This is a genomic window from Streptomyces sp. NPDC046379, assembly GCF_055587785.1.
In genome coordinates, this window is sequence record NZ_JBVJFP010000014.1 from 186,551 (window position 1) to 213,415 (window position 26,865).

The 26,865-nt window shown below is 73.8% G+C and carries 26 protein-coding genes; 13 read left to right on the forward strand and 13 right to left on the reverse strand.

All coding sequences use genetic code 11. The annotated features are described in order from the left end of the window. Position 1: 1 nt before the first annotated feature. Entirely contained in the window at positions 2-511 is a 510-nt protein-coding gene (locus ACZ6KF_RS24390) for an ATP-binding protein (RefSeq protein ID WP_356634253.1), read from the reverse strand. Between the two features lie 277 nt (positions 512-788). On the opposite strand from ACZ6KF_RS24390, the gene ACZ6KF_RS24395 reads away from it, so the two are divergent. From ACZ6KF_RS24395 to ACZ6KF_RS24405, 3 genes are all read left to right on the forward strand, one after another. Further along, positions 789-1,538 (forward strand): enoyl-CoA hydratase/isomerase family protein, encoded by a 750-nt coding sequence (locus tag ACZ6KF_RS24395; RefSeq protein ID WP_469159700.1) that lies wholly within the window; start codon positions 789-791, stop codon positions 1,536-1,538. A gap of 75 nt (positions 1,539-1,613) precedes the next feature. Then, positions 1,614-1,751, forward strand: coding sequence for an LPFR motif small protein (locus tag ACZ6KF_RS24400; protein ID WP_189698035.1), 138 nt, complete (start codon positions 1,614-1,616; stop codon positions 1,749-1,751). A gap of 100 nt (positions 1,752-1,851) precedes the next feature. Next, the gene (locus tag ACZ6KF_RS24405) at positions 1,852-4,221 is read left to right on the forward strand and encodes a Tex family protein (RefSeq protein ID WP_469240320.1); all 2,370 of its coding nucleotides are present in this window, start codon (positions 1,852-1,854) and stop codon (positions 4,219-4,221) included. A 44-nt stretch (positions 4,222-4,265) separates the two neighbouring features. On the opposite strand, the gene ACZ6KF_RS24410 is transcribed toward ACZ6KF_RS24405, so the two are convergent. Beyond that, on the reverse strand, positions 4,266-5,906 hold the full coding sequence (locus ACZ6KF_RS24410; RefSeq protein ID WP_469177547.1) for an ABC-F family ATP-binding cassette domain-containing protein: 1,641 nt from the start codon (positions 5,904-5,906) through the stop codon (positions 4,266-4,268). 136 nt (positions 5,907-6,042) lie between these two features. Here ACZ6KF_RS24410 and ACZ6KF_RS24415 point away from each other — a divergent pair, with 136 nt between their 5' ends. Next, positions 6,043-6,372: a deoxyxylulose-5-phosphate synthase gene (locus ACZ6KF_RS24415; RefSeq protein ID WP_469240322.1), complete on the forward strand. Its 330-nt coding sequence runs from the start codon at positions 6,043-6,045 to the stop codon at positions 6,370-6,372. Positions 6,373-6,435: 63 nt separating this feature from the next. Then, complete coding sequence (locus tag ACZ6KF_RS24420; RefSeq protein ID WP_356634157.1) at positions 6,436-7,146, forward strand: MerR family transcriptional regulator; 711 nt, start codon at positions 6,436-6,438, stop codon at positions 7,144-7,146. Between the two features lie 27 nt (positions 7,147-7,173). Here the strand turns inward: ACZ6KF_RS24420 and ACZ6KF_RS24425 are convergent, their stop codons facing one another. From ACZ6KF_RS24425 to ACZ6KF_RS24440, 4 genes are all read right to left on the reverse strand, one after another. Next, the gene (locus tag ACZ6KF_RS24425) at positions 7,174-9,351 is read right to left on the reverse strand and encodes a 3-hydroxyacyl-CoA dehydrogenase NAD-binding domain-containing protein (protein WP_356634159.1); all 2,178 of its coding nucleotides are present in this window, start codon (positions 9,349-9,351) and stop codon (positions 7,174-7,176) included. A gap of 46 nt (positions 9,352-9,397) precedes the next feature. Then, positions 9,398-10,612, reverse strand: coding sequence for an acetyl-CoA C-acetyltransferase (locus tag ACZ6KF_RS24430; protein WP_356634161.1), 1,215 nt, complete (start codon positions 10,610-10,612; stop codon positions 9,398-9,400). A gap of 34 nt (positions 10,613-10,646) precedes the next feature. Then, positions 10,647-11,786 carry a CaiB/BaiF CoA transferase family protein gene (locus tag ACZ6KF_RS24435; protein WP_469177553.1) on the reverse strand — a complete coding sequence of 380 codons (1,140 nt, stop codon included), beginning with the start codon at positions 11,784-11,786 and terminating at the stop codon, positions 10,647-10,649. A gap of 99 nt (positions 11,787-11,885) precedes the next feature. Further along, the gene (locus ACZ6KF_RS24440; protein WP_469240325.1) at positions 11,886-12,275 is read right to left on the reverse strand and encodes an MmcQ/YjbR family DNA-binding protein; all 390 of its coding nucleotides are present in this window, start codon (positions 12,273-12,275) and stop codon (positions 11,886-11,888) included. A 91-nt stretch (positions 12,276-12,366) separates the two neighbouring features. Here ACZ6KF_RS24440 and ACZ6KF_RS24445 point away from each other — a divergent pair, with 91 nt between their 5' ends. Beyond that, complete coding sequence (locus ACZ6KF_RS24445) at positions 12,367-13,557, forward strand: saccharopine dehydrogenase family protein (RefSeq protein ID WP_469159707.1); 1,191 nt, start codon at positions 12,367-12,369, stop codon at positions 13,555-13,557. A 22-nt stretch (positions 13,558-13,579) separates the two neighbouring features. On the opposite strand, the gene mmpA is transcribed toward ACZ6KF_RS24445, so the two are convergent. The 3 genes from mmpA to ACZ6KF_RS24460 all read right to left on the reverse strand — a co-directional run bounded on the left by mmpA (position 13,580) and on the right by ACZ6KF_RS24460 (position 15,158). After that, complete coding sequence (gene mmpA / locus ACZ6KF_RS24450) at positions 13,580-13,726, reverse strand: morphogenic membrane protein MmpA (RefSeq protein ID WP_356634169.1); 147 nt, start codon at positions 13,724-13,726, stop codon at positions 13,580-13,582. Between the two features lie 334 nt (positions 13,727-14,060). Further along, positions 14,061-14,756, reverse strand: coding sequence for an endonuclease V (locus ACZ6KF_RS24455; RefSeq protein WP_469240327.1), 696 nt, complete (start codon positions 14,754-14,756; stop codon positions 14,061-14,063). Between the two features lie 78 nt (positions 14,757-14,834). Next, positions 14,835-15,158, reverse strand: a complete 324-nt coding sequence (locus ACZ6KF_RS24460; RefSeq protein WP_356634173.1) for a plasmid stabilization protein — start codon at positions 15,156-15,158, stop codon at positions 14,835-14,837. A gap of 241 nt (positions 15,159-15,399) precedes the next feature. Here ACZ6KF_RS24460 and ssgD point away from each other — a divergent pair, with 241 nt between their 5' ends. From ssgD to ACZ6KF_RS24480, 4 genes are all read left to right on the forward strand, one after another. Beyond that, complete coding sequence (ssgD, locus tag ACZ6KF_RS24465; protein WP_356634175.1) at positions 15,400-15,813, forward strand: spore wall synthesis regulator SsgD; 414 nt, start codon at positions 15,400-15,402, stop codon at positions 15,811-15,813. Positions 15,814-16,158: 345 nt separating this feature from the next. Next, positions 16,159-17,790, forward strand: a complete 1,632-nt coding sequence (locus ACZ6KF_RS24470) for an ABC-F family ATP-binding cassette domain-containing protein (RefSeq protein WP_469240330.1) — start codon at positions 16,159-16,161, stop codon at positions 17,788-17,790. Between the two features lie 38 nt (positions 17,791-17,828). Then, on the forward strand, positions 17,829-18,605 hold the full coding sequence (ddaH, locus tag ACZ6KF_RS24475) for a dimethylargininase (protein WP_356634179.1): 777 nt from the start codon (positions 17,829-17,831) through the stop codon (positions 18,603-18,605). Positions 18,606-18,829: 224 nt separating this feature from the next. Next, positions 18,830-19,804 (forward strand): acyl-ACP desaturase, encoded by a 975-nt coding sequence (locus ACZ6KF_RS24480; protein WP_356634181.1) that lies wholly within the window; start codon positions 18,830-18,832, stop codon positions 19,802-19,804. Between the two features lie 31 nt (positions 19,805-19,835). On the opposite strand, the gene ACZ6KF_RS24485 is transcribed toward ACZ6KF_RS24480, so the two are convergent. After that, entirely contained in the window at positions 19,836-20,081 is a 246-nt protein-coding gene (locus ACZ6KF_RS24485) for a WhiB family transcriptional regulator (RefSeq protein WP_469177557.1), read from the reverse strand. Positions 20,082-20,273: 192 nt separating this feature from the next. Between ACZ6KF_RS24485 and ACZ6KF_RS24490 the strand changes: the two genes are divergently transcribed. Beyond that, complete coding sequence (locus ACZ6KF_RS24490; RefSeq protein WP_356634185.1) at positions 20,274-21,065, forward strand: VOC family protein; 792 nt, start codon at positions 20,274-20,276, stop codon at positions 21,063-21,065. A gap of 15 nt (positions 21,066-21,080) precedes the next feature. Here ACZ6KF_RS24490 and ACZ6KF_RS24495 read toward each other — a convergent pair whose 3' ends face one another. Beyond that, positions 21,081-22,118, reverse strand: a complete 1,038-nt coding sequence (locus ACZ6KF_RS24495) for a LacI family DNA-binding transcriptional regulator (RefSeq protein WP_356634187.1) — start codon at positions 22,116-22,118, stop codon at positions 21,081-21,083. Between the two features lie 72 nt (positions 22,119-22,190). After that, positions 22,191-23,222, reverse strand: a complete 1,032-nt coding sequence (gene ligD / locus ACZ6KF_RS24500) for a non-homologous end-joining DNA ligase (RefSeq protein ID WP_469159710.1) — start codon at positions 23,220-23,222, stop codon at positions 22,191-22,193. A 74-nt stretch (positions 23,223-23,296) separates the two neighbouring features. On the opposite strand from ligD, the gene ACZ6KF_RS24505 reads away from it, so the two are divergent. Next, positions 23,297-24,367, forward strand: coding sequence for an ATP-dependent DNA ligase (locus tag ACZ6KF_RS24505; RefSeq protein ID WP_469240332.1), 1,071 nt, complete (start codon positions 23,297-23,299; stop codon positions 24,365-24,367). A 126-nt stretch (positions 24,368-24,493) separates the two neighbouring features. Here ACZ6KF_RS24505 and ACZ6KF_RS24510 read toward each other — a convergent pair whose 3' ends face one another. Further along, positions 24,494-25,684 carry a zinc-dependent alcohol dehydrogenase gene (locus tag ACZ6KF_RS24510; protein ID WP_356634193.1) on the reverse strand — a complete coding sequence of 397 codons (1,191 nt, stop codon included), beginning with the start codon at positions 25,682-25,684 and terminating at the stop codon, positions 24,494-24,496. A 193-nt stretch (positions 25,685-25,877) separates the two neighbouring features. On the opposite strand from ACZ6KF_RS24510, the gene ACZ6KF_RS24515 reads away from it, so the two are divergent. Next, entirely contained in the window at positions 25,878-26,849 is a 972-nt protein-coding gene (locus ACZ6KF_RS24515; protein ID WP_469177561.1) for a DUF3048 domain-containing protein, read from the forward strand. Positions 26,850-26,865 lie beyond the last annotated feature (16 nt).

Here is a 26,865-nt window from a genome sequence, read left to right on the forward strand (position 1 = left end):
CTCACGGCCGGCGCGCCGTGCCGAGCGGCAGGGCGGTCCAGATCACCTTGCCGCCGCCCGCCGTGTGCTCGACGTCGCACACCCCGCCCGCCTCGCGGGTGATCTCCCGCACCAGCAGCAGCCCCCGCCCGCCCGTCCGGCCGTGGTCCGCCTCCAGGGCGGTCGGGCGGTAGGGGTGGTTGTCCTCGACGGACAGCCGCAGCCACTCCGCGCCGACGGCGACCTCCACGGCCAGCATCGGCGAGAGCAGCGCGGCGTGCCGTACGGCGTTCGTGACCAGCTCCGAGACGATCACCAGCAGGCCCTGGAGCAGGTCGTCCGAGACCGGCACGCCCTGGCGCCGCAGCAGGTCGCGGACCGCGTGCCGGGCCTGCGGGACCGAGGCGTCGACGGCGGGGGCGGTGAACCGCCAGACGCCCTCGAACGGCAGCGGTTCGCGCGTTCTGTCCTCGACGGCTGCGTCCGCGCCGCCTGCGGGGCGTGCGGCGGGCCCGCGCCCGTGGTTCTCCATCGTCCGGTCGCCACCCTTGAACTCGATTGTCACCACACGTCGAGTGTTGATAACGAGCCGCTCCGGGCTCGAGAGCTGAACACAAGTCAGCGGGTATCGAACACTTCTGACCGCCTGCGTATGACGCGGGCGGCTGTCAGGACTACTCCTGTCCGACCTGCGCCGACTTTGCGAACTATTCGGGTTGTACGGGTTTGTCGCCGATCGTTCCCGGGCTCCCGGCAGCGCCGCCGGGGGGCGGGAGGCGGCCCTCGGGGGTGCGGTTAGCATCCCGCGCATGGAGCCCCAGCTGCTGCACCGGGTCGCGGACTCGGTCGCCACCGTCGTGATCGCCCACCCGGCCAAGCGCAACGCCATGACGGCCGCGATGTGGCGGGCGCTGCCGCCGCTGCTCGACCGGCTCGCCGCCGATCCGGGGGTACGGGTCCTGGTGCTGACCGGCGAGGGCGGCACCTTCTGCGCCGGGGCGGACATCTCCACGCTGCGCGAGTCGCCCGAGGAGGCGCAGGGTCTGGCCGTGGCCGCCGAGGAGGCGCTCGCCGCGTTCCCGAAGCCGACGCTGGCCGCGGTGCGCGGGCACTGCGTGGGCGGCGGGGCGCAGCTCGCGGCGGCCTGCGACCTGCGGTTCGCGGACGGGGGCGCGCTGTTCGGGGTGACGCCGGCCCGGCTCGGCATCGTCTACCCGGCCTCCGCCACCCGGCGGCTGGTGGCGCTGGTGGGCCCGGCGACCGCCAAGTACCTGTTGTTCTCCGGTGAGTTGATCGACGCCGAGCGGGCGCTGCGCACCGGCCTGGTCGACGAGGTGCTGCCCGGCGGGGAACTGGACGAGCGGGTCGCCGCCTTCGCGCGGGTGCTGGCGTCCCGCTCCCAGTTGACGCAGGCCGCGGCGAAGGAGTTCGCGAACGGCCGCACCGACCGGGACGCCCACTGGGCCGCGCAGGCCCGCGCCGGCGGCGACACCGCGGAGGGCGTCGCCGCCTTCCTGGAGCGCAGGCAGCCCCGCTTCACCTGGACCGCGTCCGGTTAGCGGGGGCCGCACGCGGTACCCGGCGGTCGTCCGGTGCTCGAAAGGCGACACCGGCGAACCGAAAGGGGAATCGACGTGTTCCGTGCCATCGCGGATGTCCTGCGGCAGATCGGCGGCGCCGTCGCCACGGTCGTGACGCTGCCGTTCCGGGCCGTGGCCCGGCTCCTAGGCGGAGCCTCCGGCGCGGGCCGACGGGGTGCGCGCCGCGCTTGAACCGGCGGCGGCGCGCGCGGATCGCGCCCTGCGCCCCGGGTGTCGGCGCCACCTGCCACAATTGCCGCGCAACCCGAAGTGGAGAAGGCGGTACGGGATCGTGACGACACCCCTCACAGGGTCCATCGAAGGCAGGATCGCCGAGGAGCTCGGCGTACGGGAGCGGCAGGTGAAGGCTGCCGTGGAGCTGCTCGACGGCGGTTCGACGGTGCCCTTCATCGCCCGCTACCGCAAGGAAGCGACCGAGATGCTCGACGACGCGCAGCTGCGCACGATCGAGGAGCGGCTGCGTTATCTGCGGGAGCTGGAGGAGCGTCGTACGGCGATCCTGGAGTCGGTGCGCGAGCAGGGCAAGCTCACCGACGAACTGGAGGCGCGGATCCGCGGCGCCGAGACCAAGGCGCGGCTGGAGGACATCTACCTGCCGTTCAAGCCCAAGCGGCGCACCAAGGCGCAGATCGCCCGTGAGGCGGGCCTGGAGCCGCTGGCCGAGGGGCTGCTCGCCGATCCGTCCGTCGACCCCCCGGCCGCCGCCGCGGCCTTCGTGGACGAGGACAAGGGCGTGGCCGATCCGCAGGCCGCGCTCGACGGCGCCCGGGCGATCCTGACCGAGCGGTTCTCGGAGGACGCCGACCTGATCGGCGAGCTGCGCGAGCGCATGTGGGTGCGCGGGCGACTGGTGGCCAAGGTCCGTGAGGGCAAGGAGGAGTCGGGCGCGAAGTTCGCGGACTACTTCGACTTCTCCGAGCCGTTCACGGAGCTTCCCTCGCACCGGGTGCTGGCGATGCTGCGCGGCGAGAAGGAAGAGGTCCTCGACCTCGTCCTGGAGCCGGAGGAGCCGGTCGAGGGCCCGTCGTCGTACGAGGGGATCATCGCGGCGAGGTTCGGGATCGCCGACCGCGGGCGGCCGGCCGACAAGTGGCTGACGGACACCGTCCGCTGGGCCTGGCGCACCCGCGTCCTGGTCCACCTCGGCATCGACCTGCGGCTGCGGCTGCGCACCGCCGCCGAGGACGAGGCGGTGCGGGTGTTCGCGGCGAACCTGCGCGACCTGCTGCTCGCGGCCCCGGCCGGCACCCGGGCGACGCTCGGCCTGGACCCCGGCTTCCGCACGGGCGTGAAGGTGGCCGTCGTGGACGCCACCGGCAAGGTCGTCGCCACGGACGTGATCCACCCGCACGTCCCCGCCAACCGTTGGGACGAGGCGATCGCCCGGCTGGCCCGGCTCGCCGAGGAGCACGCGGTCGAGCTGATCGCCATCGGCAACGGCACGGCGTCGCGCGAGACGGACAAGCTGGCCGGTGAACTCATCGCGAGGCACCCGGAGCTGAACCTCACCAAGGTGATGGTGTCGGAGGCGGGCGCCTCGGTGTACTCGGCCTCCGCGTTCGCGTCGCAGGAACTGCCCGACATGGACGTGTCGCTGCGCGGCGCGGTGTCGATCGCGCGCCGCCTGCAGGACCCGCTCGCCGAGCTGGTGAAGATCGACCCGAAGTCGATCGGCGTCGGGCAGTACCAGCACGACCTGTCCGAGGTGAAGCTGTCGCGCTCGCTGGACGCGGTGGTGGAGGACTGTGTGAACGGCGTCGGCGTCGACGTCAACACCGCGTCCGCGCCGCTCCTCGCCCGGGTGTCGGGCATCTCCTCGGGGCTCGCGGAGAACATCGTCACGCACCGGGACGCCAACGGCCCGTTCCGGTCCCGCGCGGAGCTGAAGAAGGTGGCCCGGCTGGGCCCGAAGGCGTACGAGCAGTGCGCGGGCTTCCTGCGCATCCGCGGCGGCGACGACCCGCTGGACGCGTCCAGCGTGCACCCGGAGGCCTACCCGGTGGTGCGGCGGATGGTGAAGACCACCGGGCAGGAGGTGGCCTCGCTCATCGGCAACACCGGCGTGCTGCGCTCGCTGCGTCCGCAGGACTTCGTCGACGAGACGTTCGGTCTGCCGACCGTGACCGACATCCTCAAGGAGCTGGAGAAGCCGGGGCGCGACCCTCGCCCGGCCTTCAGGACCGCCGCTTTCAAGGAGGGCGTGGAGAAGATCTCCGACCTGGAGGCGGGGATGGTCCTGGAGGGGGTCGTCACCAACGTCGCCGCGTTCGGCGCGTTCGTGGACGTCGGCGTCCACCAGGACGGTCTGGTGCACGTCTCCGCGATGTCGAAGACGTTCGTCAAGGACCCGCGGGACGTGGTCAAGCCGGGCGACATCGTGAAGGTGAAGGTCCTCGACGTCGACATCCCGCGCAAGCGGATCTCGCTGACGCTGCGCCTGGACGACGAGGCCGCGGCGCAGGACCGCGCTCCCGGCGAGCGCCGGCCGCAGCGGGGCGGGGGGCGTCCGCCGCAGCAGCGGCAGGGCGGACGGTCGGGCGGCGGCCGTCAGGCGGCGGCTCCGGCCCCGGCGGGCGGCGCGATGGCCGACGCCCTGCGCCGGGCCGGTCTGCTGGACCCGAAGAAGGGCGGACGGGGCTGAGGCACGCGCCGGCGGGGCCGTGCCGTCCCGCCGGCGCCCGGGCCTCAGCGCTCGGTCACCTTGCCGCCGGCGACCTCCACACGGCGGGTCACATGGACCGCGTCCAGCATCCGCCGGTCGTGCGTCACCAGGAGCAGGGTGCCGGTGTAGGCGTCCAGGGCCGACTCCAGCTGCTCGATGGCGGGCAGGTCGAGGTGGTTGGTCGGCTCGTCCAGGACCAGCAGGTTGACGCCCCGGCCCTGGAGGAGGGCGAGGGCGGCGCGGGTGCGCTCGCCCGGCGAGAGGGTGGCGGCGGGGCGCAGGACGTGGTCCGACTTCAGCGCGAACTTGGCCAGCAGGGTGCGCACGTCGACCGGTTCGGTGTCGGGTACGGCGGCCTGGAAGGCGTCGAGCAGCGACTCGGGACCGTGGAACAGCCGACGGGCCTGGTCGACCTCGCCGACCAGGACGCCCGAGCCGAGAGCGGCGTGGCCGGCGTCCACGGGGACCCGGCCGAGCAGGGCGCCGAGCAGGGTGGACTTGCCGGCGCCGTTGGGGCCGGTGACCGCGACCCGGTCCGCCCAGTCGATCTGGAGGGTGACCGGGCCGAGGACGAAGCCGCCGCGGCGCACCTCGGCGTCGCGCAGGCTCGCCACGACCGCGCCCGATCGGGGGGCGGCGGCGATCTCCATCCGCAGCTCCCACTCCTTGCGCGGCTCCTCGACCACCTCAAGCCGCTCGATCATGCGCTGGGTCTGGCGGGCCTTCGCGGCCTGCTTCTCGCTGGCCTCGCTGCGGAACTTGCGGCCGATCTTGTCGTTGTCGTTGCCCGCCTTGCGCCGGGCGTTCTTCACGCCCTTGTCCATCCAGGACCGCTGCATCTGGGCGCGGTCGTGGAGGGCGGCCTTCTTGTCGGCGAACTCCTCGTACTCCTCGCGGGCGTGCCGGCGGGCCACCTCGCGTTCCTCCAGGTAGGCCTCGTAGCCGCCGCCGAAGAGGGTGATCCGCTGCTGGACCGGGTCGAGTTCGAGGACCTTGGTGACCGTGCGGGCGAGGAACTCGCGGTCGTGGCTGACGACGACCGTGCCGGCGCGCAGGCCGCTCACGAAGCGTTCGAGGCGCTCCAGGCCGTCCAGGTCGAGGTCGTTGGTCGGCTCGTCGAGCAGGAAGACGTCGTAGCGGGAGAGCAGGAGGGAGGCGAGGCCCGCGCGGGCGGCCTGGCCGCCGGACAGGGAGGTCATGGCCTGGTCGAGGCCGACGGCGAGACCCAGCGCGTCGGCGACCTCCTCGGCGCGCTCCTCCAGGTCGGCGCCGCCGAGGGCGAGCCAGCGCTCCAGGCTCGTGGCGTAGGCGTCGTCCGCGCCCGGGGCGCCGTCGACCAGGGCCTGGGTGGCCTCGTCCATGGCCCGCTGGGCCTCGGCGACGCCGGTACGGCGGGCCAGGAACTGCCCGACGGTCTCGCCGGGCCGGCGCTCGGGTTCCTGCGGCAGATGCCCGACGGTGGCCGTCGGCGGGGACAGGCGCAGATCGCCCTGCTCGGGGGCGTCGAGGCCGGCCAGCAGACGCAGCAGCGTGGACTTCCCGGCACCGTTGGCGCCGACCAGCCCGATCACGTCTCCGGGCGCGACGACGAGGTCGAGCCCGCTGAACAGGGCACGGTCGCCGTGCCCGGCGGCGAGGTTCTTGGCGACGAGGGTGGCAGTCATCAGACCGCCGATCCTAACGGCCCCGGAGGAAGGGCTCGCGGGCTCGTCGTCCCCGGTGAGGGACCGACGCGCGGAGCGTCGCCCGAGCGCCGGAAATCCGGTGGGCCGCGTGCGGGGCGATCCCTACGCTGGGCCCATGGCCAACGGGAAGACCTCCGGCGTCTGCCTCGGTTGCAGGGTCTCCTACAAGCAGCCCCACGACCCGGCGCGGCAGCGGAACTGTCCGCGCTGCACGCAGCCGATGATCCACGCCGGCTCGGCGTTCGCGGCGCCTCGGCGGCGGGACGTCGCGGCGTGGCGGACGTTCACCGTGCTGCTGAACGCCGGCGTCGGCTTCCACAAGAGCTGCTGCGGCGGGCCCGGCCACCGGCCCAGGACCCTGCGCGAAGTGCGGGCGCGGTCGGCGTACGCGCGGCGCGGCGGCTCGTCCGTCGCCGAGGCGCTCGCGCGGCGGGACGTGGCGTGACGGGCGGTGGGCGGTGGGCCCGGTGAGTTTCGCGGGGCGGGTGCGGCGGCGATACTGCTGCGCATGACGACCGACGCCGAGGAGCCGTGGCTCACCGTGGACGAGTTGGCCGCGCGGGCCGGGGTCACCGTGCGCACCGTGCGGTTCTACGGGACCAGGGGGCTGCTGCCGCCGCCGGTGATCGGGGCGCGTCGGGTCGGGCACTACGGGGCGGAGCATCTCGCGCGGCTGGGGCTGATCGAGGAGTTGCAGCGGCAGGGCATGACGCTGGCGGCGATCGAGCGGTATCTGCGGCAGCTGCCCGAAGGGCTGAGCCCGCACGATCTCGCCATCCACCGGGCCGTGGTGGCCTCCTGGGCGCCGGAGTCGGTGGAGACGGTGACGCGCCGGGAGCTGGAGCGGCGGGCGGGGCGGGCGCTCGGCGACGAGGAGCTGGAGCGGCTGGTCGCGATGGACGTGGTGGAGCGGGACGGCGAGGACCGCTTCCGCGTCGACGCCGGGCTGCTGCGGCTCGGCGTCGGACTGCTGGACGTGCCGCTGTCCCAGGAGGCGATCCTCGCGGCGCGGACCGTGCTGGTGGAGCACGCCCGGGCGGCGGCGCGCGAGCTGTCGCGGCTGCTGCGCGGGGAGGTGGCCGAACGCGGCCCGTCCGAAGTGCGGTCGCTGTCGGCGCACATGCAGCCCATCGTGGTGCAGGCGCTGCTGACGGCGTTTCAGCGGTCGTTGCGGGAAGAGGTGCGGGCGTGGGCGACGGAGGCGGACGGCGTCCGGTGAGGGGACGTCCGCCTCCGTCGCCGTGGGTCAGCGGGCGTCGGTGAAGGTCTCGCCCTTCTCGGCCTTCTCCAGAAGCAGCGCCGGGGGCGTGAACCGGTCGCCGTAGCGCTCGACGAGTTCCCGTGCGCGGGCCACGAAGCCGGGCAGGCCGCCGTCGTAGCCGTTGATGTACTGGAGGACGCCGCCGGTCCAGCCGGGGAAGCCGATGCCGAGGACGGAGCCGATGTTGGCGTCGGCGACCGAGGTCAGCACGCCCTCCTCCAGCAGTCGGACGGTGTCCAGCGCCTCGGCGAACAGCATCCGCTCCTGCATGTCGCGGAACGGGATCTCGTGTCCCGGCCGGGTGAAGTGCTCGCGCAGGCCGGGCCACAGGCCGGCGCGCTCGCCGGACTCGTCGTAGTCGTAGAAGCCGGCGCCGCCGCTGCGGCCGGTGCGGCCGAACTCCTCCACCATGCGGTCGATGACGGCCTCCGCCGGGTGCGGGGTCCACTCGCCGCCCGCCTCCTCGACCGCGCGGCGGGTCTCCTGGCGGATCCTGCGGGGCAGGGTGAGCGTCAGCTCGTCCATCAGGGACAGCACCTTGGCCGGGTAGCCCGCCTGCGCCGCCGCCTGTTCGACGGACGCGGGCTCGATGCCCTCGCCGACCATGGCCACGCCCTCGTTGATGAACTGGCCGATCACCCGTGAGGTGAAGAAGCCGCGCGAGTCGTTGACGACGATCGGCGTCTTGTTGATCTGCCGGACCAGGTCGAAGGCGCGGGCCAGCGCCGCCTCTCCGGTCCGCTCGCCCTTGATGATCTCGACCAGCGGCATCTTGTCGACCGGCGAGAAGAAGTGCAGCCCGATGAAGTCCGGCTGCCGCTCGACGCCCTCGGCCAGCGCGGTGATGGGCAGGGTGGAGGTGTTGGAGCACAGCAGCGCGTCGGGCGCGACGATCTGCTCGATCTCCTGGAACACCTTGTGCTTGAGCGCGGTGTCCTCGAACACGGCCTCGATGACGGCGTCGCAGCCCGCGAGGTCGCCCGCCTCGGCGGTGGGCGTGATCCGGGCGAGCAGCGCGTCGGCCTTCTCCCGCGTCGTACGGCCCCGCGAGACGGCCTTGGCGCACAGCTTCTCGGAGTACCCCTTGCCCTTGACCGCCGCTTCCAGGGACACGTCCTTGAGCACGACCTCGATCCCGGCGCGGGCGCAGGAGTAGGCGATGCCGGCGCCCATCATCCCGGCGCCGAGGACGGCGACCCTGCGGACCGTGCGCGGCTCGACGCCCTTCGGCCGGCTCGCACCCGAGTTGACGGCCTGGAGGTCGAAGAAGAACGCCTGGATCATGTTCTTCGCGGTCTGGCCGGCCGCCAGCTCCACGAAGTAGCGGGCCTCGATGACCTGGGCGGTCTCGAAGTCGACCTGCGCTCCCTCGACGGCGGCGGCGAGGATGTTGCGCGGCGCGGGGTAGGGCGCGCCGCCCGTCTGCTTGCGCAGGTTGGCCGGGAAGGCGGGCAGGTTGGCGGCGAACTTGGGGTGGGCCGGGGTGCCGCCGGGGATGCGGTAGCCGGGCCGGTCCCAGGGCTGGGCGGACTCGGGGTGGGCGTCGATGAAGGCGCGCGCCTTGGCGAGCAGTTCCTCGCGGGTCTCGGCGACCTCGTCGACCAGGCCGTTCTCCAGGGCGCGGCGCGGGTTGTACTGGGTGCCCTGGAGGAGGACCTTCAGCAGGGCGTCGGTGATGCCGAGCAGCCGGACGGTGCGCACCACGCCGCCGCCCCCGGGGAGCAGGCCGAGGGTGACCTCGGGGCAGCCGATCCTGGAGCCGGGCGCGTCGAGGGCGATCCGGTGGTGGCAGGCGAGGGCGATCTCGTAACCGCCGCCGAGGGCCGCGCCGTTGATCGCGGCGACGACCGGCTTGCCGAGGGTCTCGATGCGGCGCAGGTCGCGCTTGAGGGCGAGGCCGCCGTCGAAGAGTTCCCGGGCGGTGTCGGGGGTGACGCGGATGAGGTCGCGCAGGTCGCCGCCGGCGAAGAAGGTCTTCTTGGCGGAGGTGACGATGACGCCGCGCACCGAGTCCTTCTCGGCCTCCAGGCGGTCGGCGATCACGGAGAGGGAGGCGCGGAACGCCTGGTTCATGGTGTTCGCGGACTGGGCGGGGTCGTCCAGGACGAGGGTGACGACGCCGGTGTCGTCCTGCTCCCAGCGGATGGCGGTGCTCTCGGTCATGAGTGGGTCTCCGTCGTAGAAGTCGCGGGCGGTCGCTGGGAGGGGGTCAGATGCGCTCGACGATCGTCGCGATGCCCATGCCGCCGCCGACGCACAGCGTGGCCAGGCCGTAGCGCTTGTCCTGGCGTTCGAGTTCGTCCACGAGGGTGCCGAGGATCATCGCGCCGGTCGCGCCGAGCGGGTGGCCGAGGGCGATGGCGCCGCCGTTGACGTTGACCTTGTCCAGGGACAGGCCCATGTCCTTGACGAAGCGCAGCACGACGGCGGCGAAGGCCTCGTTGATCTCCACGAGGTCGATGTCGTCGATGGTCAGCCCGGCCTTGGCGAGTGCCTTGCGGGTGGCCGGGGCGGGGCCGGTGAGCATGATGGTGGGCTCGGAGCCGGAGACGGCGGCGGAGACGATCCGCGCGCGGGGGGTGAGCCCGGCCCGCTCGCCGGCCTCCCTGGAGCCGATGGCGACGAGGGCGGCGCCGTCGACGATGCCGGAGGAGTTGCCCGCGTGGTGGACGTGGTCGATCCGCTCCACCCAGTGGTACTTCTGCAGCGCGACGGCGTCGAAGCCGCCGAGGTCGCCGATGTCCGCGAACGACGGCTTGAGCCCGGCGAGGGAGTCGGCGGTGGTGCCGGGGCGCATGTGCTCGTCGCGGTCGAGGACGACCAGCCCGTTGCGGTCCCGCACGGGGACGACGGAGCGGTCGAAGCGGCCGTCCTTCCAGGCGGTGGCGGCGCGTTCCTGGGAGAGCGCGGCGTATTCGTCCACGTCCCGGCGGGAGAAGCCCTCGATGGTGGCGATCAGGTCGGCGCCGATGCCCTGGGGGACGAAGTTGGTGGCGAGGTTGGTCATCGGGTCGTTGAACCAGGCGCCGCCGTCGGAGGCCATCGGCACCCGGGACATCGACTCGACGCCGCCCGCGAGGACGAGGTCCTCCCAGCCGGAACGGACCTTGGCGGCGGCCATGTTGACGGCCTCCAGACCGGAGGCGCAGAAGCGGTTCTCCTGTACGCCGGCGACCGTGTCCGGCAGCCCGGCGGCGACGGCGGCGATCCGGGCGATGTCGGAGCCCTGGTCGCCGACGGGGCCGACGACGCCGAGCACGATGTCGTCGACGGCGGCCGGGTCGAGGCCGGGGAAGCGGGCGCGGATCTCGTGGATGAGTCCGACGACGAGGTCGACGGGCTTGGTGCCGTGCAGGGCGCCGTTCGCCTTGCCGCGTCCGCGCGGGGTGCGGATCGCGTCGTACACATACGCTTCGGTGGTCACGGGGAGGCCTTTCGACGAGGGCGGTTTCGAGGGCTCATGCGGGGGCAGGGCGCGTGAGCGCCGGCACGTCCCAGTCGCGGGCGACGTCGGAGGTGTCGGCGCCCGGCCGGGCGGGGCCGCGCCGGACGGCGGTGGGCGTGGCGGAGAAGCGGGGGGCCGGGACCGGCTGGGTGACGCCGGCGTGGTCGGCGAAGGTGCCGCGGGCGGCGAGGTGGGGGTGGTGGGGGGCCTCGCGCAGTGACAGGACGGGGGCCACGCAGGCGTCGGAGTCCTCGAACAGGGCCGTCCACTCGTCGCGGGTACGGGTCCGGAAACGGGCGGCGACCGTCTCCCGCAGCTCCGGCCAGCGCGTGACGTCGGCCCGGTCCGGGACTTGGTCCGCGACGCCGAGCAGCCGGACGAACTCGTCGTAGAACCGCTCCTCCAGCGCGCCCACCGCCATGTACCGACCGTCCGCCGTCTCGTAGGTCCCGTAGAACGGGCAGCCGCCGTCGAGCAGGTTGGCGCCGCGCCGGTCCTGCCAGGCGCCGGCGGCGAGCATGCCGTGGATCATCGCCGACAGGTGGGCGGCGCCGTCCACGATGGCCGCGTCCACGACCTGCCCGGCGCCGGTCGCGCGGGCGTGGTGCAGGGCGGCGAGGACGCCGGTGACCAGGTAGAGGGAGCCGCCCGCGTAGTCGCCGAGGAGGTTGGCGGGGACGGCCGGGGGCTCGCCGTCGCGGCCGATCATGCCGAGGGCGCCGGTGACGGCGAGGTAGCCGATGTCGTGGCCGGCGCGCGGGGCGAGGGGGCCGTCCTGGCCCCAGCCGGTCATCCGGCCGTAGACGAGGCGCGGGTTGCGGGCGTGGCAGGCGCCGGGGCCGACGCCGAGGCGTTCGGCGACGCCGGGGCGGTAGCCCTCGATCAGGATGTCGGCGCGGGCTGCCAGGTCGAGGACGCGGGCGGGGCCGTCGGGCGCCTTGAGGTCGACGAGGACCGAGCGCTTGTTGCGGTTGGTCACGTCGACGGCCGGGTCGATGCCGAGGCCGGGGCCGCCGGGGCGGTCCACGCGGACGACGTCGGCGCCGAGGTCGGCCAGGAGCATGGCGGCGAAGGGGCCCGGTCCGATGCCGGCCAGCTCCACCACGCGCACGCCGGTGAGCGGTCCGTGCGGCGGCGAAGTCGCCGTGGTCATCGCAGCCCCCTTGCTGTGACACAACCGATGTAACACCAGTGATGGTAAGAACACGTTCCAGTCGGCACAAGGCCCGGACGAGCAAGCGCTTAGCCGGTTTCAGTGTGCCACTCGCGCGTCCAGTTCCGCCGTCAGCCGTTTCGGCGCGATCGTGCGGTAGCTGTCCTCGACCCAGTCGCAGAACAGCTCCGCCGAGGGCGCGCCCTTCCCCTCCAGCGGGACGGCCACCCAGCCGGCCCGGCCCAGCCCGTACCCGGCGGGCTCGGCGCCCGGTGCGGTGAGCGCGTGGGCGTGGCTGTCGCCGTCCGTGAGCTTGACGGTGACGCCGAGGGGATGGCTGCCGTCGGTCGCGCCGAGGAACACGAAGACCTTCCCGTTCACCTTGGCGACCGACTCGCCCCAGGGGAACTCCTCCCGCGTGCCCGGCAGCCCCAGGGCGAAGGCCCTCACCCTCTCCCATTTCCGCAGGGCGTTCCTCGGTGCCGCCACCGTTCACCTCCGGGCTCGTCTTCGGGCTCCGCCCTCCTCACGCTAGCCTCGGCCACCGACAGCCGCGCGGGCTGCGGGAGCGAGGAATGTCATGAGCAGGCTGAAACGGGCGGAGCGTCCGTACGACATCGTGCTCTTCGGGGCCACGGGCTTCGTCGGCACACTGACCGCGGAGTATCTCGCCGCCCACGCGCCGAGGGACCTGCGCTGGGCGCTGGCCGGCCGCAGCGAGCTGAAACTGGCGCGGCTGCGCGAGCGGCTGCGGGAGGGGACGCCCGGCGGCACGGAGATCGGCGTGCTGCGCGCCGACGTCGGCGACCCGGCCTCACTGCGCCGGCTCGCCGAGCGGGCGCGCGTGGTGGCGACGACGGTCGGCCCCTATGTGACGTACGGCGAGGAACTGGTGGCCGCCTGCGCGGACGCGGGGACGGACTATCTCGACCTGACGGGCGAGCCGGAGTTCGTGGACCTGACGTACGTGCGTCACGACGCCCGCGCGCGGGAGACCGGCGCCCGGCTGGTGCACGCCTGCGGCTTCGACTCGGTGCCGCACGACCTGGGCGTGCACTTCACGGTGCGGCAGCTGCCGGAGGGGGTGCCGCTGCGGGTGGACGGGTTCGTGACGGCCGAGGGGGCGCTGTCGGGCGGGACGCTCGCCTCCGCGCTCAACCAGTTCGCGCGCGTGCCGCACCTGGCGTCCGCCGCGCGCGAGCGGCGGCGGCACGAACCGCGGCTGGTGGGGCGCCGGGCGACGACGCCGGCCGGGACGCCGCGGTTCGCCCCGGAGGTCGGCGCGTGGGCGCTGCCGCTGCCGACCGTCGACCCGCAGATCGTGCGCCGCTCGGCGCGGGCGCTGCAGCGCTACGGCCCCGACTTCCGCTACCGGCACTACGCGGCCGTACGCCGGCTGCCGGTGGCGATCGGCGGGGCCGCGGGCGTCGGCGCGCTGATCGCGGCGGCGCAACTGCCGCCGGTGCGCGGGTGGTTGTCGGCGCGGCTGAAGCCCGGCGAGGGCCCGGGCGAGGAGAAGCGGGCGCGCAGCTGGTTCCGGGTGCGGTTCGTCGGCGAGGGCGGCGGGCGCCGGGTGTACACGGAGGTGGCGGGCGGCGATCCGGGGTACGGCGAGACGGCGAAGATGTTCGCCGAGTCGGCGCTGTCGCTGGCCTTCGACGACCTCCCGCCGACCGCCGGCCAGGTCACCACGGCGCAGGCCATGGGCGACGCGCTCACCGGGCGGCTGCGCCGGGCGGGCATCGTGTTCCGGGTGGCGGCCACCCGCTGAGCGCACGGGCCCGCCAGGAGGCTCACATCGACCAGTCGGCCAGTGTGTAGACCATCCCGCCGATCCAGCCCAGCGCCGCCAGGGCGGCCAGCGCCAGCCCCAGGACGACGGCGCGCTCCACGGGCCGGTTCGGCGGGGCGAGGGACTCGGGTGCGCGGCGCGTCGTCATGCGCCCAGCCTGCCGACCGGGGCGGGGCGCCGGCATCCGTGCGGCTACTCAGGTGACGTACTCAGAACGCCGGGGCGCGCGTGCCCGGGGGGCGCTTCCCGGACGGCCGGCCGTCGGACCGGGCCGGGGCGAACGGGGTACGGGCTCGCCGCCCCGGGCGATGGCCGCACCGCGCGACCGACGAGGCCCTCGGCTGCGCCCGGCCGGCGCACCCGCCCCGCGCGGCCGCGGCAGCGGCTCGCCCCGGGCGACCGCGGCACGGGCCGGTGGCCGGCAGTGCGGCGCCGCCCGGACCAGGACCTCCGACGACGACGCGCGTGCCCGGCCCGCCCGCTCATCGCCCCGTGTGCTCCCGCAGCGCGCCGCGGCACAGGGCGTCGGCGCGGCGGGTCGTCTCCGGGAGGCGGAAGCGCGGGGTGAGGCGCAGGACGTGGGCGCACGCCGTGTCGAGCGTGATGCGGTGGCCGACGGAGACGAACACCGGTTTGACGCCCTCTCGGGTGCGCAGGGCGCGGCCGACCTCCTCCGTGCCGTCCAGCAGGGGGGAGCACGAGCCGCGCGGGACGTCCGGGTCGTCGTACGAGAAGACGAAGGGGTTCTTGGCGACGCCGATGGTGGGCAGGCCGGTGAGGACGCCGAGGTGGCTGGCGAGGCCGAAGCGGCGCGGGTGGGCGAGGCCGTAGCCGTCGCAGACGACCAGGCCGGGCGGGACCGGCAGGGCGTCGAGGGCGTCGAGCACCGTGGGGATCTCGCGGAACGCCAGCAGGCCGGGGACGTAGGGGAAGGCGACCCGCCCGACGGCGGTGGCCTCGGCGACGACGTCGAGGGTCGCCGCGTCCAGGACCACGGCCGCGGCGGCCACCACGTCCCGTTCGTCGTCATAGGCGACGTCGACGCCGGTCACCCGGCCGCTGCCGGGCGGCGGGCCGGGTTCGTCGAGCACCACCCGCTTGCGCAGCTCGTCCTGCACGGCGCGGGCCTGTTCCTCGGTCGCGGGCGGCGGGCCCGCGGTAGCGCGTTCGGTCGTCATGGTGGGACGAGCGTAGGACGCGCCCCCGGGCCGCCGCTCGGCCGGGTGCGGAACGGCCGCCCGCGCCCGGCCCTGCGGTCACTTGTCCAGCGCGCGCTGCAGCTGTGCCTTGTTCATGTCCGAACGGCCGTGGACGCCACGCCGTTTGGCCTCTTCGTAGAGCTGGTCGTAGGTGGGCCCCTGGGAGCCCCGGCCCGAGCGCCGGCCGCCCCGCTCGCCGGACGACTCGTCCTTGGTCGAGGTGCGGCTCGAGGTCTTCGCCTCACCCGACCGGGCGCGTTCCTTGTTCACCGTGCGCGCCGCGATCTCCTTGGCGCGCCCCGGGCTCTCGCCCCGGTCCTCGGCGCTCTCCTTGATGTGCTCGTACTGGCGTTCCCGCTTGGGGCTGGAACCGCGTGGCATCTCCGGTCACTTCCTCTCACGTTCCGTGAACGGGTACCCCCATCGTGCGCCGTCACGGCACACCGGGCGCGGCCGGCCGGTCCGTCGGGCCGCGCGGGGATCCGCTGCCGGGGTGTGTGAGGCACGGTGACGTAGGTCACCCGCTGCGGAGGTGCACGAAGGGGCCGGTTCCGTCGTCTCTCCCAGTGCCCGGCCGCGTCCCGTACGAAGTCCGTCCCAGCCGTCAACGAGGGAGCCAAGGTTGTCCACCGTCATCGAGCAGCCCGTCGAGGCACGACTCGTCGCCGCCGCACCGCGGATGCAGACCATCCCGGCCACCCTGCGCTACGACCTGAGCGACCCCTTCGCCATCCGCATGACCTTCCCCGCCCAGGCGACGCTGGAGGACGAGGAGGTCTGCTGGACCTTCTCCCGCGAGCTGCTCGCGGCCGGCCTGCACGAGGCCGAGGGGCACGGCGACGTCCGGGTGCGGCCGTACGGCTACGACCGCACCGTCCTGGAGTTCCACGCCCCCGAGGGCACCGCCGTCGTGCACGTCCGCTCGGGCGAGCTGCGCCGGTTCCTCGCGGCGACCCGGGACCTGGTGCCGGACGGCCTGGAGCACGCCCACCTCGACCTGGACCGCGACCTGGCCGAACTGATGCGGGACGCGTAGATCCGGCCAGCGCCCCCGGGGCTCGTAAATGCTTTGACGCCCGCGAACGCGTCCTCCTACGGTGTAAGGGCTTCTGCTGCCGTCGATTGGAGAAGGACGTTGCTCGTCTGAGGTCCTGAGACACCGCGTCCCACCGCCACCGCCCTCGTCCGGGCCCCGGTGCGGACGTCGCGTGCGACCTCGGCGTTCGCCGTCCTCCGTGAGCAGCCGTCCTCCGTGATGACCGGCTGTCCCCGGTGAGCAGCCGCCTCCCGTGAGCGGACGACGCCTCCCCCGCCCGGTCGCCGCCCCTCGGTGTCTCGACACGCGTTGCCCCTGACCGCATCACGCAACCGCGAGGCCCGTATGCATACCTTTGTCACCTGCACCTCCCTCTCCTTCGCCTGGTCCGACGGCACCCCCGTCTTCGAGGACCTCGACACCTCGTTCGGCCCCGGCCGGACGGGCCTCGTCGGCGTCAACGGCAGCGGGAAGTCGACCCTGTTGAAGCTGATCGCCGGGGAACTCGTCCCGGCCGACGGCGCCGTGCGCGTCACCGGCGAGATCGGTTACCTCCCGCAGAACGTCACCCAGGACACCGCCCTGCGGGTCGACGAGGCGCTCGGCATCGCGGGCCGGCGGGCGGCGCTGCACGCCATCGAGGCGGGCGACGCGTCCGTGGAGCACTTCGAGACCGTCGGCGACGACTGGGACGTGGAGGAGCGCGCCCTGGCCACCCTCGGCGAACTCGGCCTCGGCCACGTCACGCTGGACCGCACGGTCGGCGAGGTGTCGGGCGGCGAGTCGGTGCTGCTGCGGCTCGCGGCGCTGCTGCTCGCCCGCCCGGACGTGCTGCTGCTGGACGAGCCCACCAACAACCTCGACCTGTACGCCCGCCGGCGGCTGTACGCGGCCGTGGAGTCCTGGCCCGGCGTGCTGATCGTGGTCAGCCACGACCGTGAACTCCTGGAGCGGGTCGACCAGATCGCCGAACTGCGCTCCGGCTCGATCGCCTGGTACGGCGGCAACTTCTCGGCGTACGAGGAGGCCCTGGCCGTCGAACAGGAGGCGGCGGAACGCATGGTGCGCGCCGCCGAGGGCGATCTGCGCAAGCAGAAGCGCGAGTTGACCGAGGCCCAGGTCAAACTGGCCCGCCGCAGGCGGTACGGCCAGAAGATGTGGGACCAGAAACGGGAGCCGAAGATCGTCATGGGCGCCCGCAAACGCGCGGCCCAGGAGTCCGCGGGCAAGCACCGCATCCTGCACGAGGAGAAGCTCGCCGAGGCCCGCGAGCGGCTCGACGAGGCGGCGCAGGCCGTACGGGACGACGACGAGATCCGCGTCGACCTGCCGCACACCGCCGTCCCCGCGGGCCGGACCGTGCTCACCCTGCGCGACCTCGAACTGGCCCACGGGGCACGCGTGGAGGGCGGCCTCGATGTGCACGGGCCCGAGCGGATCGCGCTGATCGGGCGCAACGGCGCCGGCAAGACGACGCTGCTGCGCACCGTGGCCGGTGAGCTGGCGCCGGTGGCGGGCGAGGCGACGGCGCATGTGCCGCTGCGGTTCCTGCCGCAGCGCCTCGACGTGCTGGACGACGGGCTCACGGTCGCCGAGAACGTCGCCCGGTTCGCGCCGGGAGCCACCGACAACCGGATCCGGGCGCGGCTGGCCCGCTTCCTGTTCCGGGGCGCGCGGGCCGACCAGAGGGCGGCGACGCTGTCGGGCGGCGAGCGGTTCCGGGCGGCGCTGGCCGCGCTGATGCTGGCCGAGCCCGCCCCGCAGCTGCTGATGCTGGACGAGCCGACGAACAACCTCGACATGGCGAGCGTCCGGCAGCTCACCACGGCCCTGGAGTCGTACGAGGGGGCGCTGATCGTGGCCGGCCACGACCTGACGTTCCTGGAGTCGATCGGCATCACCCGGTGGCTGCTGCTGGAGGACGGGCGCCTGACCGAAGCGGAAGGAGCGATTCTGTCCGAGAATGGTCCCGCGTAGGACCCGCCCGACGACCGATGCGATACGGAGACCCACTCGTGCCCAGCAAGAAGGCCCTGGTCCGCCGTCCCGGCCCCCGACTGGCCGAAGGACTCGTCACCCACGTCGAGCGGACGGAGGTGGACGCCGGCCTCGCGCGGGAGCAGTGGGAGGCGTACGTCGGGGCCTTGGCCGACCACGGCTGGCAGACCGTCGAGGTCGAGCCGGCCGACGACTGCCCGGACGCCGTGTTCGTGGAGGACACGGTGGTCGTGTACCGCAACGTCGCACTGATCGCCCGCCCGGGCGCCGAGGCGCGGCGCGCGGAGACGGCGGGCGTGGAGGAGGCGGTGGCGTCCCTCGGCTGCTCGGTCAACTGGATCTGGGAGCCGGGCACCCTCGACGGCGGCGACGTGCTGAAGGTCGGCGACACGGTGTACGTCGGCCGCGGCGGGCGCACCAACGCGGCCGGCGTGCAGCAGGTGCGGGCGGCCTTCGAACCGCTCGGGGCGCGGGTGGTGGCCGTGCCGGTGAGCAGGGTGCTGCATCTGAAGTCGGCGGTCACGGCGCTGCCCGACGGGACGGTGATCGGGCACGTCCCGCTGACGGACACGCCGTCGCTCTTCGGCCGTTTCCTGCCGGTGCCGGAGGAGTCCGGGGCCCATGTGGTGCTGCTCGGCGGCGACAAGCTGCTGATGGCGGCGAGCGCGCCGAAGACGGCGGAACTGTTCGCCGACCTCGGCTACGAGCCGGTCGTCGTCGACATCAGCGAGTTCGAGAAGCTGGAAGGCTGTGTGACATGTCTCTCGGTGCGGCTGCGGGAGCTGTACGCCTGACCGGGTGAAACCGATGCGTCGAAGCCCCGGGACCTGCGTGCCCCGGGGATTTTCGGCATACCCGCGCGCGTGGGGGAAACCCGGTCGACGACTCGGGCAAGGTCCTTTACAGCGCACTTAACCTACGGCAACGTAACCTACGGGTTCGTAGCCTACGATCCCGTAGGTTCCCGGCGCCTCCCGCCGGACTGTTCGACGTAGTCCCACGTCCCACTGGAGTATCTGTGACGATCACCTCTCCTCACCTCGGCAGCTCTTCCGCCTGGACCGACGCGCGGCTGCTGTACGCCCTGGAGGAAGTGGTCGAGAACGAACTCAACCGGCATCTGAAGGTCGCCAAGGACTGGATGCCGCACGAGTACGTTCCCTGGACCGACGGCCGCAACTTCCCCGGTTTCTTCGAGGACGGCGAGGCCTGGGAGAAGGAGCAGTCCAAGGTCACCGAGATCGGCCGCATCGCGCTCGTGGTCAATCTCCTCACCGAGGACAACCTGCCCAGCTACCACCACGAGATCGCCAGCCTCTTCGGCCGCGACGGCGCCTGGGGCACCTGGGTGCACCGCTGGACCGCGGAGGAGGGCCGGCACGGCATCGTGATGCGCGACTACCTGCTCACCTCGCGCGCGGTGGACCCGGACAAGCTGGAGCAGTTCCGGATGTCCCACATGAGCGAGGGCTTCGAGTCGGACAACCGCCACTCGATGCTGCACTCGGTCGCCTACGTCGCCTTCCAGGAGCTCGCCACCCGCATCTCGCACCGCAACACCGGCCACCAGTCGGGCGACCCGGTGTGCGACCGGATGCTGGCGCGCATCGCCACCGACGAGAACCTGCACATGGTGTTCTACCGCAACCTGCTCAAGGCGGCGTTCGAGCTGGCGCCGGACCTGACGATGCAGGCGGTGCGGGACGTGGTGGTCAACTTCCGGATGCCCGGCCACGGCATTCCCGGCTTCGAGCGGGCCGCCGCGCAGATGGCCATCGGCGAGGTCTACAACCTGCGCATCCACCACGACGACGTGCTCCAGCCGGTCCTGCGCCACCTGAAGGTCCTGGAGATCGACGGTCTCGGCCCGGAGGGCCTGCAGGCCCAGGAGGAGCTGGGGCTGTACATGGGCGGCCTGGACGCGGAGGCCCGGAAGTTCGACGAGAAGCTCGCCGCGCGCAAGGCGCGGATGGCGGCGCGCGCCGCGCTGTGACCCCGGGTCGCGGGGCCGCGGCCCGGTGACCTCAGCGGGAGGCGCGGCGCAGCTGGAGGCGTTCCTTCTCGGACAGGCCGCCCCAGACGCCGAAGCGCTCGTCGTTCTCCAGGGCGTACTCCAGGCAGGCGGGGCGCATCTCGCACAGGGCGCAGATGCGCTTCGCCTCGCGTACGGAGCTGCCCGGCTCGGGGAAGAAGAAGTCGGCCCCCGTCTGGGCGCACAGGGCCTGGGCCCGCCAAGGGGCGTCGGCCGGGGTGAGGGTGTCGAAGTGCATGTCCGACATCGTGCCGGGCGGCGAAAAACGTTCGCTCAACGCGGGATCAACGCCCGTCGATGACCCCCGGCCGCTCGATCATGCCCGGGCGGTGCGGTGCGGCGCACGGCGGCGCGCGGAAGTGTGCGGGACCGCGGGCGGTGCGAGACTCGGCAGTGCAGGCAGACCGGCCCGCTTCCGAGGAGGGCGACGATGCTCACCACCCGTTTCGCCGACGGCGCCCCGAACTGGATCGACCTGGGCACCTCCGACCTCGACGCCGCCACCGCCTTCTACGGCGCCCTGTTCGGCTGGCGGTTCCGGTCGGCGGGGCCGCAGGCGGGCGGGTACGGCTTCTTCGACCTGGACGGCAGGACGGCCGCGGGCGGCATGGGGCTGCCGCCGGACCAGGGCTCGCCGTCCTGGACGGTGTACTTCCGCAGCCCCGACGCGCAGGGGACGGCCGAGGCGGTGCGGCGGGCGCACGGCAGTGTCCCGGTCGAGCCGGTGGACGTGCTGGACCGGGGCCGTATGGCGGTCCTGGCCGACCCGGCCGGTGCGGCCTTCGGGGTCTGGCAGCCGGGCCGGCTGGAGGGCCTGGACGTGCTGCGGGAGCCGGGCGCGCTGTGCTGGGTCGAGCTGTACACGCCGGACGTCGCGGCGGCGGCCGCCTTCTACCAGGCGGCGCTGGGCCTGGAGACGGCGGCCGTGACGTTCCCCGGCGGCACCTACACCACCGTCAATCCGGCCGGCGCCGGCGAGGACGCCATGTTCGGCGGCCTGGTCCCGTTCGCGGACGACCCCGCCGGGGCCGAGGCCGGACCGCACTGGCTGCCGTACTTCGAGGTGCTGAACCCGGACGCGACGGTTGCTCTGGCACGGGAGCTGCACGGCACGGTCCACCTGCCCCCGACCGACATCCCGGACGTGGGCCGCATCGCCCGCCTCGCCGACCCGTCCGGCGCCCGCTTCGCGGTGATCCGCAGCGAACCCGGGCAGGGCTGAGGGACGCCGGCAGGCCTACGCCGAGGAGCGCTGCACCAGGGTGGTGGGCAGGACCACGCCCGTCCCGGCGGGCTCAGGAGGCTCGGCGGGGCTCTGGCGGGCCAGGCGGCGCAGGAGCAGGCGGGCCATCAGCCGGCCCATCTCCTCGATGTCCTGGCGGACCGTGGTGAGCGGGGGGTCGGTCTGCTCGGCGACGGTGACCATGTCGTCGAAGCCGATCACGGCGACGTCGCCGGGCACCCGGCGGCCGTGCTCGCGCAGCACCCGCAGCGCGCCCGAGGCCATCAGGTCGTTGGCCGCGAAGACGGCGTCGAGATCGGGGCGGCGCCGCAGCAGTTCGCGCATCGCCCGCTCGCCGCCGGCGGGCGTGAAGTCGCCCTCGGCGACCAGCTGCGGGTCGGCGTCGCCCACGACGTCGCGGTAGCCGTCGAGCCGGTCCACCGCCGAGGTCTGGTCGAGGGTCCCGGCGATGTGCGCGATCCGGGTGCGGCCGAGGCCCGCCAGATGGCGCACCGCCGCGCGCGCCCCGCCCCGGTTGTCGCTGTCGACGTACACCGCGTCGCCGGGGCCGTCGCCCCAGCCAGGCCGCCCGCCGAACACGGTCGGCAGTCCCGCGCCCCGGATCAGTCCGGGCAGTGCGTCGTCCAGGTGCAGGGAGAACACCAGCACCCCGTCGACGTGCCCGCCGGCCAGGTAGCGGCCGACGCGGGCGTGGTCGTCGCGGCCCTCGGTCAGCAGCAGCACCAACTGGTTGTCGTGGGCGGTCAGTTCCTTGCTGATGCCGCGCAGCTGGAGCCCGAAGAACGGGTCGGCGAAGACCCTGGACTCCGGTTCGGCGATGACCACGGCGACCGCGTCGTGCCGCCTGGTGACCAGACTGCGCGCCGCCTGGTTGGGGACGTACCCGAGTTCCTCGACCGCGCGCCGCACCCGCTGGGCCAGCGGCTCGCGCACCCCGTCCCCGCCGTTGACGACCCGGGACGCGGTGGCCCGGGACACTCCCGCGCGCTCGGCCACGGCCTCCAGCGTGGGACGCGACACTGCCTCGGTCACTTCGGGACTCCTCATCGGCGGCTGCGGATCAGGATAGCCGCGGGCGGGAGGAGCGGTGGGGGGAGCCGGCGTTCAGGACCCCTCGGTGGGCGCCCCGCCCTTGCGGGCCCGGCTCGGCTGGACCCGGGTCGGCTCGCCCGGCATCTTCGGGTACTCGGGCGGATACGGCAGATCCCCGAGGCCGTGGTCGTGCTCGTCGCGCCGGGCCAGCTCCAGCAGGGCGTCGAGGGAGAAGGCGTGGTCGTCCATGTCGGCGTGCACGTCGCCGAGTTCGGCGAAGCGCCCCGGCATCGTCGCCAGGTCGAAGTCCTGCGGGTGGGCGACGCCGACCTCGTCCCAGCGCAGCGGCGCGGAGACGGGGGCGTGCGGGCGGGGCCGTACGGAGTAGGCGGAGGCGATGGTCCGGTCGCGGGCCGTCTGGTTGTAGTCCAGGAAGATCTTCCGACCGCGTTCCTCCTTCCACCACTTGATGGTGACCAGGTCCGGCATCCGGCGCTCCATCTCGCGGCCCACGGCGATGGCGGCGCGCCGGACCTGGGTGAAGGTCCAGCGCGGCTCGATGGGCACGAAGACGTGCAGTCCGCGCCCGCCGGAGGTTTTGGGCCAGCCGCGCAGTCCGCCGAACTCCTCCAGCACGGCGCGCAGTTCGTGCGCGGCACGGGCGGCGTCGTCGTAGTCGGTGCCGGGCTGCGGGTCGAGGTCGATGCGCAGTTCGTCGGGGCTGTCGACGTCGCCGCGGCGGACCGGCCACGGATGGAAGGTCAGCGTGCCGTACTGGGCGGCCCACACCACGGCGCCCTCCTCGGTCGGGCACATCTCGTCGGCGGTGCGTCCGCTGGGGAAGGTGATGTGCGCCGTGGGGATCCAGTCGGGCATGTTCTTCGGGGCGCGCTTCTGGAAGAAGGACTCGCCGGTGACGCCGTCCGGGTAGCGCTCCAGCGTCGTGGGCCGGTCGCGCAGGGAGCGCAGGATGCCGGGGCCGACGGCCCGGTAGTAGAGCGCGAGGTCCAGCTTGGTGAATCCGCGTTCCGGGAAGAACACCTTGTCCGGGCTGGACAGCCGTACCGTCCGCCCGCCCACGTCGAGTTCCACCGCGTCACCCATGCGAGCCACGGTAGGCGCGGCGGGCACACCTCGCACACCGGGCGAAGCGGACGGACCGGGCGCAGAATCGAGCCATGGATCTGCCGGTGATGCCGCCCGTCAAGCCGATGCTCGCCAAGTCCGTGGCGAAGATCCCGCCGGGCATGCACTACGAGGCCAAGTGGGACGGGTTCCGGGCGATCGTGTTCCGGGACGGGGACGAGGTGGAGCTGGGCAGCCGCACCACGAAGCCGCTGACCAGGTATTTTCCCGAGCTGGTGGCGGCGCTGAAGGAGCGGGTGCCCGAGCGGTGCGTGCTGGACGGGGAGATCGTGATCGCCCGGGAGGGACGGCTGGACTTCGACGCGCTGACCGAGCGGATCCACCCGGCCGAGTCCCGGGTGCGGACGCTGGCCGGGCGGACGCCGTCGTCCTTCGTCGCCTTCGACCTGCTGGCGCTGTACGACGAGCCGCTGCTGGACGTGCCGCTCACCGACCGGCGGGCGCTGCTGGTGCGGGCGCTGGCGGGGGTGACGGCGCCGGTGCACGTGGCGCCCGCGACGACCGACGTCGAGGTGGCGCGGCGGTGGTTCGAGCAGTACGAGGGGGCCGGCCTCGACGGGGTGGTCGCCAAGCCGCTCGACCTGCGCTACCGGCAGGACGAACGGGCCATGTTCAAGGTCAAGCACGAGCGGACGGCGGACGTCGTGGTCGCCGGGTACCGGCTGCACAAGAGCGGCCCCGTCGTCGGCTCGCTGCTGCTCGGGCTGTTCGACGAGGGCGGCAGGCTGCAGCACGTCGGGGTGTCCGCCGCGTTCCCGATGAAGCGGCGGGCGGAGCTGGTGGAGGAACTGGAGCCGCTGCGGATGGAGGACGTGGCGGGGCATCCGTGGGCGGCGTGGGCCGAGGAGGCGGCGCACGAGTCGGCGCGGCTGCCGGGCGCGCCGAGCCGCTGGTCGGGCAAGAAGGACCTGTCGTGGGTGCCTCTGCGGCCGGAGCGGGTCGCGGAGGTGGCGTACGACCACATGGAGAACGGGGCGCGGTTCCGGCACACGGCCCGCTTCCGCCGCTGGCGGCCGGACCGTGCGCCGGAGAGCTGCACGTACGCCCAGCTGCAGGAGCCGGTGCGCTACGACCTGGCGGAGATCCTCGCCCCGCCGCGGTGACGCCCCCGTTCCCAAGGCAGGCCCTGGTCCGCGGGGCGCCTCGGCGCGTCCGACCGGACGCCCGGCCCCGACCGCGCACCCGGCCCCGTATCGTCCCGTGGCCGGCCGGCTCGGGGTCCGCCCGGCTCACGGCCGCATGATCACCTTGACCGCGCCGTCCTGCTTGCGCTGGAACATCTCGTACGCGCGCGGGGCCTCGTCGAGCGGCACCCGGTGGGTGGCGAAGTCGTCGACGCCGAGCGGGTCCTCGTCGGTGAGGTAGGGGATGATCTCGTCGCTCCAGCGGCGGACGTTGGCCTGGCCCATGCGGATCTGCAGCTGCTTGTCGAACATGGTGAGCATCGGCAGCGGGTCGGCCATGCCGCCGTACACCCCGACGAGGGACAGTGTGCCGCCGCGCCGCACCAGCTCGATGGCCGTGTAGAGGGCGGCGAGCCGGTCGACGCTGAAGCGCTCGGCGAGCGGGCCGCTCAGCTTGCGGGGCAGCATCGAGGCGGCCTGCTGGGTGAACTTGGCGGCGACGCTGCCGTGCGCCTCGGTGCCCACCGCGTCGATCACGGCGTCGGGGCCGCGCCCGTCGGTCTGGTCGCGGATGGCGGCGATCAGCTCCTTCTCGCTGTCGAAGGACCGCAGGTCGAAGGTCTCCACTCCGCGCGCCCGCGCCCGCTGCAGCCGCTCCGGCACCAGGTCGACGCCGAACACCCGGCCGGCGCCGCGCACCTGGGCGACCCGGCAGGCCATGTCGCCGATCGGACCGAGGCCGAGCACGGCGACGCTGCCGCCCTGCGGGACGTCGGCGTAGGCGACCGCCTGCCAGGCGGTCGGCAGCACGTCGGAGAGGTAGAGGAAGCGGTCGTCCGGCGGGCCCTCGGGGAGCTTGATCGGCCCGTACTGGGCCTGCGGCACCCGCAGGTACTCGGCCTGGCCGCCGGGCACCGCGCCGTACAGCCGGGTGTAGCCGAACAGGGCGGCCCCCATGCCCTCGCCGGTGACCTGCGTCGTCTCGCACTGCGTCGGCAGCGAGTTGAGGCACATCCAGCAGTTGCCGCACGCGATCTGGAACGGCACCACGACCCGGTCGCCGGCCTGGAGGTCGGGCACGCCCGCGCCGACCTCCTCGACGATGCCCATGGGTTCGTGGCCGAGGATGTCGCCCGGCGTCATGAACGGGGTGAGCACCTCGTACAGATGCAGGTCGGAGCCGCACAGCCCGGTCGAGGTGACGCGGATGACGGCGTCGGTGGGTTCCTCGATCCGTGGATCGGGCACGTTCTCCACCCGCACGTCCCGCTTGCCCTGCCACGTCACTGCCCTCATCGTCCCGTGCTCCCTCCGTCGGGTACCGGTCGTGTCGGCGGTGCGGCCCGGGTACCCGGGCCGCTTTCCGTGAACCGCCGATGAGCCGATCGGCCCACCCGAAGCGAGAAATCCTTTTTGTTCGGGTATGGCCACCGATGAAGTGATCAGCGCACAATCGATGACACGGACGGGACGGGTGGCGACGGTGGGCATGGGACGAAGAGCGCGCGTGCGGCGCGCCGCCAGGACGGCGGCGCTGCTGGCCGTCGCGACGACGGCCGTCCTGACGGCGGGCTGCACCCCGGGCGGCGGCTCCGCCGACGACGGCCGGGCCCCCGACGCCCAGCGGCGGGAGACCGCGCGGACCGCGCACTCCGTGCTCGCCGTGAAGCTGGACAACGTCCGCCGGGCCCGCCCGCACACCGGCCTGAACGCAGCGGACCTCGTCTACGTCGAGCAGGTCGAGGGCGGGCTGAGCCGGCTCATGGCGGTGTACGGCACCCGGCTGCCGGGCGCGGTCGGACCGGTGCGCAGCGCCCGGGAGACCGACCTGGAGCTGCTGCGCCAGTTCCACCGGCCGACCCTCGCCTTCTCGGGCGCGCAGCGCAAGCTGCTGCCGCTGATCGACGGGGCGCCGCTGCGCGCCGAGCCGCCCGGCCGCACGTCCGGCGCCTTCGAGCGGTCCGCCGAACGGCCCTCGCCGCACAACCTCTACGTGCGCCCCGACCGGCTGCTGCCCGCCGTGCCCGGACCGGCCGCGCTGACCACCGGCTTCACCTTCGGTCCCCCGCCCGCGGGCGGCAGGCCCGAGCCGGAGCGGACGGTGCGCTATCCGGCGGCCCGCTTCACCTTCACCTGGTCGCCGGACCACGGGCGCTACCGGGTCGCGATGGACGGCACGGACGCGGAGACCACCGACGCCGGTCCGGTGGCGGCGGGGACGGTCGTCGTGCAGTACGTGCGGATGCGGGAGTCGGAGTACCACGACTCGCTCGGCAACCGCACGCCGTATCTGGAGACGGTGGGCGAGGGCAGGGCCGAGGTGCTGCGGGACGGGCGGACGTACGAGGCCCGCTGGCAGCGACCGGATGCGGACGGCGGCACGCGGTTCACGGCGCCGGACGGCTCGCCGCTGGACTTCGCCCACGGGCAGGTGTGGGTGGTGTTCGCCGACGCCGGGTGAGGCGGCCGGGACGGCC

Bases quoted from the DNA above. Each gene is read 5' to 3' on its own strand.
- ACZ6KF_RS24425 (WP_356634159.1), bottom strand. From the start codon at position 9,351: ATGACCGAGAGCACCGCCATCCGCTGGGAGCAGGACGACACCGGCGTC.
- mmpA (WP_356634169.1), bottom strand. From the start codon at position 13,726: ATGACGACGCGCCGCGCACCCGAGTCCCTCGCCCCGCCGAACCGGCCC.
- ACZ6KF_RS24510 (WP_356634193.1), bottom strand. From the start codon at position 25,684: ATGAGGGCAGTGACGTGGCAGGGCAAGCGGGACGTGCGGGTGGAGAAC.
- ACZ6KF_RS24490 (WP_356634185.1), top strand. From the start codon at position 20,274: ATGCTCACCACCCGTTTCGCCGACGGCGCCCCGAACTGGATCGACCTG.
- ACZ6KF_RS24415 (WP_469240322.1), top strand. From the start codon at position 6,043: ATGGCCAACGGGAAGACCTCCGGCGTCTGCCTCGGTTGCAGGGTCTCC.
- ACZ6KF_RS24515 (WP_469177561.1), top strand. From the start codon at position 25,878: ATGGGACGAAGAGCGCGCGTGCGGCGCGCCGCCAGGACGGCGGCGCTG.
- ACZ6KF_RS24410 (WP_469177547.1), bottom strand. From the start codon at position 5,906: ATGACTGCCACCCTCGTCGCCAAGAACCTCGCCGCCGGGCACGGCGAC.
- ACZ6KF_RS24395 (WP_469159700.1), top strand. From the start codon at position 789: ATGGAGCCCCAGCTGCTGCACCGGGTCGCGGACTCGGTCGCCACCGTC.
- ACZ6KF_RS24485 (WP_469177557.1), bottom strand. From the start codon at position 20,081: ATGCACTTCGACACCCTCACCCCGGCCGACGCCCCTTGGCGGGCCCAG.
- ACZ6KF_RS24455 (WP_469240327.1), bottom strand. From the start codon at position 14,756: ATGACGACCGAACGCGCTACCGCGGGCCCGCCGCCCGCGACCGAGGAA.
- ACZ6KF_RS24420 (WP_356634157.1), top strand. From the start codon at position 6,436: ATGACGACCGACGCCGAGGAGCCGTGGCTCACCGTGGACGAGTTGGCC.
- ACZ6KF_RS24505 (WP_469240332.1), top strand. From the start codon at position 23,297: ATGGATCTGCCGGTGATGCCGCCCGTCAAGCCGATGCTCGCCAAGTCC.
- ACZ6KF_RS24470 (WP_469240330.1), top strand. From the start codon at position 16,159: ATGCATACCTTTGTCACCTGCACCTCCCTCTCCTTCGCCTGGTCCGAC.
- ACZ6KF_RS24435 (WP_469177553.1), bottom strand. From the start codon at position 11,786: ATGACCACGGCGACTTCGCCGCCGCACGGACCGCTCACCGGCGTGCGC.
- ACZ6KF_RS24390 (WP_356634253.1), bottom strand. From the start codon at position 511: ATGGAGAACCACGGGCGCGGGCCCGCCGCACGCCCCGCAGGCGGCGCG.
- ACZ6KF_RS24445 (WP_469159707.1), top strand. From the start codon at position 12,367: ATGAGCAGGCTGAAACGGGCGGAGCGTCCGTACGACATCGTGCTCTTC.
- ligD (WP_469159710.1), bottom strand. From the start codon at position 23,222: ATGGGTGACGCGGTGGAACTCGACGTGGGCGGGCGGACGGTACGGCTG.
- ACZ6KF_RS24460 (WP_356634173.1), bottom strand. From the start codon at position 15,158: ATGCCACGCGGTTCCAGCCCCAAGCGGGAACGCCAGTACGAGCACATC.